This window comes from Pseudomonas sp. DW-iso17 (assembly GCF_058725345.1).
The window spans coordinates 1-12765 of the sequence record NZ_JBZXEA010000009.1; the positions used below are offsets into that span (position 1 = coordinate 1).

The window sequence follows — 12765 nt, forward strand, 5'->3', positions numbered from 1 at the left end:
ATATCAGCCAAAAGTTGGTTGAGGGTTGCCCCTCAACCATAGAATCTCCCACACTTGACCGCGTTGTCATTAACAACACCGATCCCTGTGGGAGCCGGGCTTGCCCGCGATAGGGCCAGTCCAGGCGCTAGAGATCTATCAGAAGAGCACCTTCGCCACATCCGCAAACCGTTTGGCAAAGTGCACCGTCATGCCTTCCTTCAAATAATCCGGCAACTCTTCAAAGCTGCCACGGTTGGGCTCCGGCAAGATCAACTCGTGAATCTTCTGGCGCCGCGCCGCGATCACCTTCTCGCGCACCCCGCCAATCGGCAGTACATGCCCGGTCAAGGTCAGTTCGCCGGTCATCGCCACGCCTTTTTTCGGCGGTTGGTTGCGGGCCAGGGACAGCAACGCACTGGCCATGGTCACGCCGGCGCTCGGGCCGTCTTTCGGCGTGGCGCCTTCCGGCACGTGCAAGTGCACGAAGGCCTCGTCGAAGAATTTCGCATCGCCGCCAAACGACTTCAGGTTGGAACTGATGTAGCTGTAGGCGATTTCGGCGGACTCTTTCATCACTTCACCCAACTGCCCGGTGAGCTTGAAGCCGCGATTGAGCGTGTGGATGCGCGTCGCTTCGATCGGCAAGGTGGCGCCGCCCATGCTGGTCCAGGCCAGGCCGGTAATCACGCCGGTGCCGGACAGCACTTGCTCATTACGGAACACGGGCATGCCCAGGGAGCTTTCCAGGTCCTTGTTGCCGATCTTGATCACCGACTCCGGTTCATCCAGCAGCTTGACCACCGCCTTGCGCACCAGCTTGCCCAGTTGCTTCTCCAGTTGGCGCACGCCGGCTTCCCGAGCATAACCATCGATCAATGCGCGCAGGGCGCCGTCGGTGATGGTCAGGCTGTTTTTGGCCACGCCGGCTTTTTCCAACTGCTTGGGCCACAGGTGGCGCTTGGCGATGGCGACTTTTTCTTCGGTGATATAGCCCGACAGGCGAATTACTTCCATGCGGTCCAGCAACGGGCCCGGGATCGAGTCCAGGGTGTTGGCGGTGCACACAAACAGCACTTTGGACAGGTCCAGGCGCAGGTCCAGGTAATGGTCGAGGAATTCGACGTTCTGTTCCGGGTCCAGGGTTTCCAGCAACGCCGACGCCGGGTCGCCCTGGAAGCTCTGGCCCATCTTGTCGATTTCGTCGAGCATGATCACCGGGTTCATCACTTCCACGTCTTTCAACGCCTGCACCAGCTTGCCGGGCAGGGCGCCGATGTAGGTGCGCCGGTGGCCCTTGATCTCGGCCTCGTCGCGCATGCCGCCAACACTGAAGCGATAGAACGGCCGCCCCAGGGATTCGGCGATGGACTTGCCCACACTCGTCTTGCCCACGCCGGGCGGGCCCACCAGCAACACGATGGAACCGGCGACTTCGCCTTTGTAGGCGCCCACGGCGAGGAATTCGAGGATGCGGCTCTTGATGTCATCCAGGCCCGCATGGTGCTTGTCGAGCACTTTGCGCGCGTGCTTGAGGTCGAGTTTGTCTTCACCGTATACGCCCCACGGCACCGAGGTGGCCCAGTCCAGGTAGTTGCGCGTGACGGCGTATTCCGGCGAACCGGTTTCCAGGATCGACAGTTTGTTCAGTTCTTCATCAATGCGTTTTTTCGCTTGCGCCGGCAGCACCTTGCCTTGCAGGCGCTGTTCGAACTGTTCGACATCGGCGCTGCGATCGTCCTTGGTCAGGCCCAGTTCCTGCTGGATGACCTTGAGTTGTTCCTTGAGGAAGAACTCACGCTGGTGCTCGCCGATCTTGCGGTTTACCTCGGCGGAGAGCTCTTTTTGCAGACGCGCGACTTCTACCTCTTTGCGCAGCATCGGCAGCACTTTTTCCATGCGTTTGAGCATGGGCACGCAGTCCAGCACTTCCTGCAGTTCATTACCTGTCGCCGAGGTGAGGGCGGCGGCAAAGTCGGTGAGCGGCGACGGGTCGTTGGGGCTGAAGCGGTTGAGGTAGTTCTTCAACTCTTCGCTGTACAGCGGGTTGAGGGGCAGCAGTTCCTTGATCGCATTGATCAGCGCCATGCCGTAGGCCTTGACCTCATCGGTCGGCTCGCTGGGCTGGTGCGGGTATTCGACTTCCACCAGGTACGGTGGGCGGTGGTGCTTGAGCCAGGTCTTGATGCGCACGCGGGTCAGGCCCTGGGCGACGAATTGCAGCTTGCCGTTCTCGCGGCTGGCGTGGTGCACCTTCACCAGGGTGCCGTACAGCGGCAGGGCGGAGGTGTCGAAGTGCCGTGGGTCTTCGGGCGGCGTGTCCATGAAAAACAGCGCAAGGGAGTGGTGGTCGGATTTGCTCACCAACTCCAGGGTTTCGGCCCAGGGCTCTTCATTGACGATCACCGGCAACACTTGGGCCGGGAAAAACGGCCGGTTGTGGATCGGGATGATGTAAACCTTGTCCGGCAGGTTTTGCCCAGGCAGGGCCAGGCCAGTATTGGACGAGGAGGCTTCAGCGTTTTCGGGGTCGGCGTAATCGTTGAGGTCGTAATCTGGAAATTCTTGCTGGTCGCTCATGGGGCACCTGCATCAGTAAGTATGCAGGTTAGATGGGGCGGGGTTGCGGTGGTTTCAATGGGGCGGCGTCGTTAGCAACAATTTGCATGAAATAACGGGAGAGGTGGGGTCAACGTACTTTACCCCTCCGCTTCTCGAATTGATCGTCAATAATATGACAGTCAGGCCCAGCTTTTATTGGGTTTACTTATCCTCAGTCCCAGCTAACCTGCCTAAATAAAATAATCCATTAAAAAGGATGTTTTTTTGACGCCGGTTAGCAGTCGGCAGGGACGCGTATGACACAAGGAAAGCACGGCCAAGAGCGACGAGCACGGCCCGAGGGCGCGGCCATGCATTGGCGCCACACGTTTCAGACCCGCATAGCCGGGGTGCTGGCGCTGTTGTTACTGGTGGTCGTGGCCGCCACCTATTTTGCCGTGAACGCTGCCACCACTCGGGCGGTGGAGAACCAGGCCGACGTACAGCTGAACACGGGGCGGCAGGTGTTCGAGCGCCTGCTGGACCTGCGCGGGCGGCGCTTGCAGTACGGGTTGGACTGGCTCACCGCCGATGGGCCGTTCAAGCAGGCGGTGGCCGGCGGCCGGACGCTGCCGATCCTGGAGGCCCTGGGCACCCATGGCACCGGGGTCAGTTCCAGCGAAGTGATGGTGCTGGGCCTGGATGACAGGGTCATGGTCAGTACCCTGCTGATGCAGACGCGCGGCCAGCTGTTCCCGTATGCCGATGCCTTGCGCAAGGCGCGGCGCAGCGGCCAGCAAATGTTGATCGTCGCCATGGCCGGGCGCCCCTATTTGCTGGTGCAAAAAGATGTGCTCGGGCCTGTGCCGATCGCACGCGTGGTCATGGGCTTTCCCATGGACACGCAATTCGCCCATGAACTGCGCTCCATGAGCAACCTGGAGGTGTCGTTCCTCAGTGTGCAGGACGGCCATCTCGGTCAGTTGTTCACCACCCACCCTGGCAATTGGCGCCCAAGCATCATCAGCCTCTTGCATGGCACGCAGGTCGATCCTGAGGCGAAGATCCAGCTGTTCCATGGCCAGCGTGTGCTCAGCCAAGTGTTGCCCTTGGCCAACAGCGGCGAAGGCGATGAAGTGCGCGTGTTGCTGCAAAGCCCGCTGGACCATGCGCTGGAATCCTTCGCGCCGCTGGACCGGCAGTTCATGGGGATTGCCCTGGCGGTGCTGCTGGTCTCGCTGGCGGTGGCATTATTCCTGGCGCGGCGAGTGTCACGCCCGCTCAATGCGCTGGTGCAAGCCGCTGAACGGATCGGGGCCGGTGACTACCGCACCCCGGTGCGGGTGCGCAGCCACGACGAGTTCGGCCTGCTGGCGCGTGCGTTCAATGCCATGCAAAGCGGCATCGCCCTGCGCGAGCGGCAACTGGCCCACAATGCCTTGCATGACCCGCTCACCGGCCTGCCCAACCGCGCCCTGGCCATGGAGCGCCTGGGCAGCGCGATCAGCGCACGGCGGCCGGTGGTGTTGCTGTACGTGGGGATTGAAAACTACCGGGTCATCAACGAAGGGTTTGGCCCCGAAGGTGTCGAGCACATGTTGTGCGAGGCCAGCCGCTGCTTGTCCAGCAGCCTGTTGGCCAGCGACACCGCAGCACGCATCGCCGGCAGTGAGTTTCTGTTGTTGCTGGAAAACACCGAGATCGACTCAGCCGTGGCCCGCGCCGACCAGTTGCATGGGGCGTTGACCGAACCCCTGCGCATCGGCAATGACGAAGTGCGCCATGAAGTGAGCATCGGCATCGCCGCGTACCCTGCTGATGGGCAGCAGGTGGAAGAGTTGATCAACCGCGCGGCCATCGCCCGGCACGACGCGGCCAACCTGCCGGGGCATTTGCAGATCTACCAACCGGACCGCGACCTCGCCCACCAACGCCAGATCACCCTGATTCGCGACTTGCGCCGCGCCGTGATCGAAGGCGAGTTGTACCTGTGCTACCAGCCCAAGCTCGATCTGCGGCACGGCCATGTGAGCCAGGCTGAAGCCTTGCTGCGTTGGCAACACCCGACGCTGGGGCAAGTGTCCCCCGGGGAGTTCATTCCCCTGGCCGAACGCACCGGTAGCATGAGCGCGCTAACGCTATGGGTGATCGAGGAAGCCATCCGCCAGATTGCCGAATGGGCGCAGCGTGGGCTGGTTATCCAGCTGTCGGTGAATATCTCCGTGAACGACTTGGCGGATGATGACTTGGCCATTCGCGTCACTGCGCTATTGGCCCAATACCACGTGGACGCCGAGCATTTGATTTTTGAAATCACCGAGAGCGCCATCATGCACAACCCGCAGCAGGCCCTCAGCGTGCTGGAGCAGCTGCGCAATTGCGGAATCAGCCTGTCGGTGGATGATTTCGGCACCGGCTACTCGTCCCTCGCCCAATTGCAGCGCCTACCGGTGCAAGAGCTGAAGATCGACCAGTCCTTTGTGCGCAACCTCGACAGCACCAGCGGCGACGGCGTGATCGTGCGCTCCACCATCGAGATGAGTCATAGCCTGGGGCTCAAGGTGGTGGCCGAGGGCGTGGAGTTCGAGCACAGCCTCACCTTGCTCAAACGCTGGAACTGCGACACGGCCCAAGGCTACCTGATCAGCCGGCCGCTCAATGCCTTGGCGTTCGAGCGGTGGATGCGGCGTGAGCAGGTGCCAACCTAGACAGTTTGACTGTGGCGAGGGAGCTTGCTCCCGCTGGAGTGCGAAGCGCTCCCACGATTTTGGGGCCGCTGCGCAGCCCAGCGGGAGCAAGCTCCCTCGCCACAGGGGGGCTACTTTGGCAGCGTTCAAGCGACCAGGGTTTGCAATCGCACCCACAACCTCTGGACATGCTGATGCTCGGTGCCCAGCGCGCCGATGGACACCCTCACCATCCAGCGCTCATCGAGGAGGGCGGGGGTGACGTAGGCATCGCCTGACTGGTTGAGTTTTTCTGCCCAGGCTCGGGTGTGATGGTCCAGTGCCTGGCCTTGCAAACCCGGCGGCTCATGGCGAATGCACAAGGTTTGCAAGGCGGGCGTGGCCACCAGCGTCCAGTGTTCGCTGGCTTCGATCTGCTCTGCCAGCCAGCGCGCATTGGCCAGGTCTCGCCGCAACCGCGCTTGCAGGCCGCTGACGCCTTGCTCGCGTATCAGGAACCACAACTTCAAAGCGCGGAAACGGCTGCCCAGGGAGATCCGCCAGTCACGGTAGTTTCGCACTTGGCCGTCTGCGCTGGACTGCAGGTAACTCGGGTTGGTGGTCATGATGCGAATCAAATGCTCGGGGTCGCGCACGAAATACACCGAGCAATCGAAGGCCGCGCCCAGCCATTTGTGCGGGTTGAGCACTAGGGAGTCAGCCTTTTCGATGCCATCCCACAAGGCCCGGCATTCTGGCAGGATCATCGCGGCGCCAGCCATGGCCGAGTCTACATGCAGCCACAGGCCGTGGCGTTGGGTCAGGTCGCCAATGGCCGCCAGAGGGTCGATCGCCATGGCGGCCGTGGTGCCGGTGGTGGCAATCACCACGCAGGGCGTGTTGCCGGCGGCCAGGTCCTGTGCGATGGCGTGCGCCAGTGCCTGGGGCGACATTGCATTGTGTGCATCGGTGGCGATGGTGCGGATATGGTTCTGGCCGAATCCGGCCAGGATCGCCGCCTTGTTGACCGAGCTGTGGGCATGGGCTGAGGTGTAGACGATCAGGGGCGCGCCGCTGTTTTGCAGGCCGTTGTGCATCAGCGCGTAATCGGAGCTGCGTTCCCGGGCGCTGATAAGCGCCACCAGCGTGGACGTGGACGCAGAGTCCTGGATCACACCGCTCCACGTGCTGCCCAGGCCGAGCATGTCGCGCAGCCAATCGGTGGTGACTTCTTCGATTTCGGTGAGGGCCGGGCTGGATTGCCAGGACAACCCAATCACACCCAGGCCGGTGCTCAGGCAATCGCCCAGCACTGAGGACAGTTCCACATTGGAAGGGAAGAACCCGAAGAAACTGGGATGCTGCCAATGCAGCAAGCCGGGCATGATCAGTTTTTCGACATCGCCCATGATCTGTTCGAACGGTTCGGCGGTTTCAGGCGGGCTGACCGGCAGGGCGGCTTTGATCTCGCCAGGTTGGGTGGTGGGCTGCACGCCGCGTTGTTCGATGTTCTGTCGGTAGTCTGCAATCAGGTCGATCATGGCATAGCCATGTTGGCGGAATTCTTCGGGGGTCATAGATAAACGTCCATGTGCACGAGCAATAAAAGTATTAGCACCAGAAGTAAAACGGTTCGCCGGCGTTATAGCCAATAAACGACTGCATGCTGACGCGTTTTCCCGAATCGAACCCACAGATGGCGTGGGGGCGGCGGGTATTGATGAGCACCAGTTCGTTCTGGCGTGGGCGGATGCGCAGCGGTTTTTGTAAACACTGTTCGGGCAGTTGGGCACCCTCGAAGCGCTTGACCTCCTCATAGCCAAAGGCTTGGGTATCCCAGATGACCAACTCGCCCCCCAAAGGCGGTGTTTGCAGGTAGATATTGGCGCTGAATTGATGCTGCAGTTCAGCGACTGTGCGGGGCAGGCAATCCACATGGGGCACCGTTTCCGAGAGGTGCGCCGTCTCCGGGAACATGACGCGGATGATCCCGCAAAACATTGGGCGGCCCTGGAACGCAGCGGCTGTCGCACCTTGCGGCCAGAGCGCCTGGAACTGTTCCATCAGCTGTTGAATGGGCGGCGTTTGCGGCGCACAGAGGCTGTCGATATGGCCGCGCATACGGGCCGCGTCTGCATAATATTTTTCTTGGGCGTCACCGCCGGCGGCCTTGCCGTACGTGGAGTTGAACGGCGTGCCCCAGCGATGCACACCGTAGAAGTGCTGAACGACGCGCCCCTCTTCGTAGGTTTCATGGCCGTAGTGTTCCAGGGTGGCGGTATCGTCGATGGCCTGAATCAACCGTGCGCTGGTGGTTGCGTTGGCAAACTCAGGTACCCGAATGGCAAGCACTTCGCCACTGATGAGTTTTTTCAAACTGGCAGTATTGAGGTGTTCAAGCTCCAGGATTTTTGTGGGGGTGGAAAGCATCGGTTTTGTAGCGACATGGTCCGTCATGCAGTGAAGCTCCCTTTAAAGTTTTATCCGTACGCCTTTTGTATTACGCAGGGCGTGCGCACTAAATTAGTTTTAAAGGGCTGAGGGGAAACGCCGGGGCATTTTCGGCAGGCAAAAAAAAGCGGCTGCCCATTCGGGCCGCCGCTTTTTTGTACCGCCAGCGTTGCTTAATCCGGCAGTTTGAACGCCATTACATAGTCACCCTGCTTGGTCCCCAGGGAACCGTGACCGCCCGCCATGACCAGCACGTATTGCTTGCCGTCCTTGCCGGTGTAGGTCATCGGGGTGGTTTGCGCGCCTGCAGGCAGGCGGCCTTCCCACAGTTGCTTGCCGTTCTTCACGTCATAGGCACGCAGGTACTGGTCCAGGGTACCGCTGAGGAACGCGACGCCACCGGCGGTGGTGAACGTACCGCCCAGGCTAGGCACGCCCATGGTCAGTGGGATTGGAACCGGCGAGCTATCACGCACGGTGCCGTTCTTGTGCATCCAGATGGTCTGGTGGGTGGTCAGGTCGACCGCCGCCACGTAGCCCCAGGCCGGTGCCTGGCACGGCAGGCCCATCGGCGACAGCAGCGCTTCAAGGATCACACCATACGGGGCGCCTTTGTTCGGCTGCACGCCTTCGGTTTCGCTGACGCGTGGGCCTTGCTTGGCAATGTCGGCAGCCGGGATCAGCTTCGATTTGAACGCCATGTAGCTTGGGTTCACGAAGGCGATCTGGCGCACCGGGTCAACCGAGATGCCGCCCCAGTCGAACACGCCGAAGTTGCCTGGGTACACGATCGAACCTTGCAGGGACGGCGGTGTGAACGGGCCGTCGTAGCGCATGGATTTGAAGTCGATCCGGCACAGCATCTGGTCGAACGGTGTCACGCCCCACATGTCGCGTTCTTTCAACGGCGGCGGCATGAAGTTCAGGTCGGACTTGGGTTGGGTAGGGGAGGTGCGGTCGCCCGCCACTGCTCCCTGTGGCACCGGGATTTCATTGACGGGCACCACTGGCTGGCCAGTGGCGCGGTCCAGCACGTAGATGCTGCCTTGCTTGGTCGACGCCATCACTGCCTGCTTCACGCCCGCAGCGGTCTTGATGTCGATCAGCGAAGGCTGGCCGCCCACGTCCATGTCCCACAGGTCGTGGTGGGTGAACTGGAAGGTCCACTTCACGTGGCCGGTGTCGATGTCCAGGGCGGTCAAGCCAGCGGCGTACTTCTCGGACTCATCGGTACGGTCGCCGCCGTACTGGTCGGGCATCTGGTTGCCCATCGGCAGGTAGAGCATGCCGAGTTTTTCATCCACGGCGAACATGGACCACATGTTCGGCGAGTTGCGGGTGTAGGTCTTGCCCTCGGCCAACGGGGTGGTGTCGTCCGGGTTGCCGCTGTCCCAGTTCCACACCAGCTTGCCGGTGTGCACGTCGAACGCGCGGATCACGCCGCTTGGCTCGTCGATGGAAACGTTGTCGGTCACGTGACCGCCGATCACGACCAGGTTCTTGGTCACGGCCGGTGGCGACGTGGAGTAGTAACCGCCTGGGGCGAAGCTGCCGATGTTGGCACGCAGGTCGACCTGACCTTTGTCACCGAAGTCTTCGCACATCTTGCCGGTGTCGGCGTTCAGGGCGATCAGACGGGTATCGGCGGTCGGCACGAAGATGCGTTTCGGGCAGGCATTCGGAGCGGCGGCCGGGCTGGCAGTGCCAGTCGGGCTCTGCTCGGAAGCGTAGGCGGCGTCATCGTGGTACGACACGCCACGGCAGGTCATGTGCGCCCAACCTTTGAAGCTCTCAGCACCCTGGGTGGTGATCTTCGGGTCGAAACGCCAGATTTCCTTGCCGGTATCCGGGTCCAGGGCAATCACTTGGCTGTGCGGTGTGCACACGTAGAGCATGCCATTGACTTTCAGCGGGGTATTTTCCGCGGTGGTTTCACCGGGATCGCCTGGGCCAGGGATGTCGCCCGTGCGATAAGTCCACGCCGGCACCAGCTTATGGGCGTTTTCCGGGGTGATCTGTGCCAGTGGCGAGTAACGGTCACCGAAGGCCGAGCGGCCATAGGAGTTCCAGTCGCCATCGGCCTGGGTTGGCGCAGCGCTGGCCATACCCGGCACCGCGTCGCGGTCCAGTTGGCCGGTCTTGACCATTTCACCTGGGTTGGTGAATTGGCTGGCCAGGGCGGTCGCGCCCGCCAGCACCACGGCAACGCTCAGCGCGCCGGTACCCAGCGGGGCCGCTTGGCCACGCAGCAACGGACGACGAAACCACGGCAACAGCATGACGATGCCCAAGGCGAACAGCAGGGCCAGGCGCGGCACCAACTGCCACCAGTCCAGGCCGACTTCCCACAAGGCCCACACGGTGCTGGCGAACAACACCAGTGCGTACAAGCCCAGCGCGGCGCGGCGGGTGGCCAGCAGCAACACGCCGGTCAGGGTGATGCCGATACCGGCGAGCAGGTAGTACAGCGACCCGCCGAGCATGCTCAGCTTGACGCCGCCAGCCAGCAAGGCCAGCCCCATGATCAGCAGCAAGACGCCTAGCAGCCTGGGCAACAGGCGGCTTGGGCTTGAGGCACCATCAGTGCTCATAGTGTGTTTCTCCGTTACGTTGGAATTATGTAACCCCGTGCTTCACTCACTGTAGATGACGATTCGGCTCGGGCTTGGTTCATCGTTATTTTTGGTTTTTTCTGTGGGTAACCGGGTTATCCACAGGCAGGCAATAAACTCCCGAGCGCAGGTCGGATTAAGACAGCGCTGTCTTTGAGCAAAAAGAGATTCGGCAAAAGGAGTCGACCGGGAGCTGAAGCGTTTCAGATTGTTGCGAAGGATAATGCGGCGGGGCGTTTTGAGAAAGGGTGAATCGCAAGATGCATCATTTCAGTTTTGGTAACAGTGACAGATAGTCGCCCCAATACCGATCAGTCAAGCGAACGCAATGCTCAACGCAACGACGTTCAAATGTGGGAGCTGGCTTGCCTGCGAAGACGTCGGCCCAGCAAACATTGATGTTGACTGACCCAACGCTTTCGCGAGCAAGCCCGCTCCCACAGGGGATTTTCGGTGATGATTAGAAGGTAGTGCGAACGCCGAACTGCACGCTTCTACCTGGCGCCGGCGCGATATCGCGCAGGATCGAGCTGGCATAGCGCACGGTCTGGTTGGTCAGGTTTTCTCCGTTGACGAAGGCCAGCCACTGGCTGCCACCCACATTGAAGCGATACCCCGCGCTGGCGCCGAGGGTGGTGTAGCCATCGGTGCCGCTTTCGTTATCCGGCACACGCCCTTGGCCCGCGGCATGTTCCACGTCGATACGCGCTTGCCAGCGATCCAGTTCCCACAGCAAGCCGCTGTTCAAACGCAATGGCGCAATGCGCGGCAAGGCTTCGCCGGTGTCCAGGTTGGTGGCGCGGGTGTAGTCGCCCGACAGTTCCAGCGCAAACTTGCCGTAGGCGCCTTCGCCGAGCTTCCAGTGATCCTGGGCTTCGAAGCCGGCGAAGCGTGCTCGTACGCCAGAATATTCGTACTCGGGAATACCGCCCGCGTCCTCTTCACCTTCGTCGTTTAGCGTACGGCCAGTGCCGAGCAAACCGATGTAATTGGAGAAGCGGCTATAGAACACGCCAAAGCTGCCCTTGTGGGTGCCGTTGTCAAAGCGCAGCGCCAGGTCGCTGGACACGGCTTTTTCTTTCTTCAGGTTGGCATCGCCCAACTCGTAGGTGCCGGTGGCGACGTGGGCGCCGTTGGCATACAGCTCGTAGAAGGTCGGTGCGCGTTCGGTGTAGCCCAGGGTGGCGGCCAGGGACCAGACCGGCGTAAGGGTGTAGACAGCGCCAGACGACAAGCTGCCGGCGGTGAAGTTATTGCTCTTGTCGGCATTGGCAAAACGCTCGTTGCCTTTGGCGTTCGGGTCGACGCTGGTGTGTTCCACGCGTGCGCCGAGGCTGAGTTTCAGGCGTTCAGTGGCTTGCATTTCTTCGAGGATAAACAGCGCGCCGGCGTTGGTGTCGCTCTGTGGCACGAAAGCTTCTTCGCCCAGGGCCGAGAATTCGTTGCGCGTCACTTGGGCGCCGACCACGCCATCGAACGGGCCAATCGGCTGGTGTCGGGCTTCAACGCGGGCTTCATAGCCTTTGTTCTTGAAGGTGGTGCCGGTTTCGCCGCCTTCGATTTCCCGGTGTTCGTAGTCAGTGTAACCGGCGTCTATTTTCACCGAGGTAAACGGCCCTTGCAGGTTGCGGATCTCGGACGCAAAGGCGTAGTGGTCCTGTTTCATGCGGATGCGCACATCCTGCTCGGCGGGTGAGCCGTAGTTACTGTCGTAATTGCTGTATGACAGCCCGGCATAACCATCGTCCCAGGTGTAGGAACCGCCCACCGCACCGCCGTCCTGGCGCCCATTGCTGTTGCCCAGGCGCCCGTTTTTGCCGGGGCCGTCCTCGCTCTCCGGTGCATGCCGGCTGCGGGCATAGCCTGGGATTTTAAGGTCGTTGAATTCGCGCCCATTGGCATCCAGGTGCAGGGCGAAGGTACCGTTGCCGGCCTCCAACTTGCCCGCGCTGCTGCGGGTGGTGTCGGCACCGCCGTAGCGCAACTCGCCAGCGCCATGGATGCCCTCGATGGCCTCGGTGGGGATGCGATTGTCGAAGGTGTTGACCACCCCACCGATGGCGCTGCCGCCGTACAGCAGGGCGGCCGGGCCCCGCACGATTTCGATGCGGTCAACGTTGATCGGGTCCAGCGGTACCGCGTGGTCGTAGGACAGCGACGAGGCATCCAGCGCCCCCACACCGTTGCGCAGAATACGAATGCGGTCGCCGTCCTGGCCGCGAATGATCGGGCGGCTGGCCCCCGGGCCAAAGTACGAAGACGACACACCCGGCTGCTTGTTCAGGGTTTCACCGAGGCTGCCTTTTTGTTGCAGGGTCAGGTCATCGCCTGTCAGCACAGTGGTGGGCGAGGCCAGCTGTTCGCTGCCCAGCGGGTTGCCGGTGACCACTTGGGGTGGCAGTTCCAGGGCATGGGCCTGGGAGCCAATCAACAGGGCGGCGGCGAGGGGCGACAAGCGCCAGAGAGAAGGCAGCGACATCGGAGATTCCTAGGCAAAATGACTGATAATTTAAGTT

At 61.5% G+C, this 12765-nt stretch carries 6 protein-coding genes; 1 reads left to right on the forward strand and 5 read right to left on the reverse strand.

Going from position 1 to position 12765, the window contains the following annotated elements:
- Positions 1 to 138: 138 nt before the first annotated feature.
- Positions 139 to 2559, reverse strand: a complete 2421-nt coding sequence (lon, locus tag AC4PS6_RS07030) for an endopeptidase La (protein WP_014717083.1) — start codon at positions 2557 to 2559, stop codon at positions 139 to 141.
- A gap of 332 nt (positions 2560 to 2891) precedes the next feature.
- On the opposite strand from lon, the gene AC4PS6_RS07035 reads away from it, so the two are divergent.
- Positions 2892 to 5228, forward strand: a complete 2337-nt coding sequence (locus tag AC4PS6_RS07035; RefSeq protein ID WP_336827117.1) for a putative bifunctional diguanylate cyclase/phosphodiesterase — start codon at positions 2892 to 2894, stop codon at positions 5226 to 5228.
- Positions 5229 to 5353: 125 nt separating this feature from the next.
- Here AC4PS6_RS07035 and AC4PS6_RS07040 read toward each other — a convergent pair whose 3' ends face one another.
- The 4 genes from AC4PS6_RS07040 to AC4PS6_RS07055 all read right to left on the reverse strand — a co-directional run bounded on the left by AC4PS6_RS07040 (position 5354) and on the right by AC4PS6_RS07055 (position 12728).
- Positions 5354 to 6763 (reverse strand): pyridoxal phosphate-dependent decarboxylase family protein, encoded by a 1410-nt coding sequence (locus AC4PS6_RS07040; protein WP_069868287.1) that lies wholly within the window; start codon positions 6761 to 6763, stop codon positions 5354 to 5356.
- 34 nt (positions 6764 to 6797) lie between these two features.
- Positions 6798 to 7643 (reverse strand): 2OG-Fe(II) oxygenase, encoded by an 846-nt coding sequence (locus AC4PS6_RS07045; protein WP_336827118.1) that lies wholly within the window; start codon positions 7641 to 7643, stop codon positions 6798 to 6800.
- A gap of 167 nt (positions 7644 to 7810) precedes the next feature.
- Positions 7811 to 10228, reverse strand: coding sequence for a glucose/quinate/shikimate family membrane-bound PQQ-dependent dehydrogenase (locus tag AC4PS6_RS07050; RefSeq protein WP_014717088.1), 2418 nt, complete (start codon positions 10226 to 10228; stop codon positions 7811 to 7813).
- A gap of 481 nt (positions 10229 to 10709) precedes the next feature.
- Positions 10710 to 12728 (reverse strand): TonB-dependent receptor, encoded by a 2019-nt coding sequence (locus AC4PS6_RS07055; RefSeq protein WP_019817673.1) that lies wholly within the window; start codon positions 12726 to 12728, stop codon positions 10710 to 10712.
- Positions 12729 to 12765 lie beyond the last annotated feature (37 nt).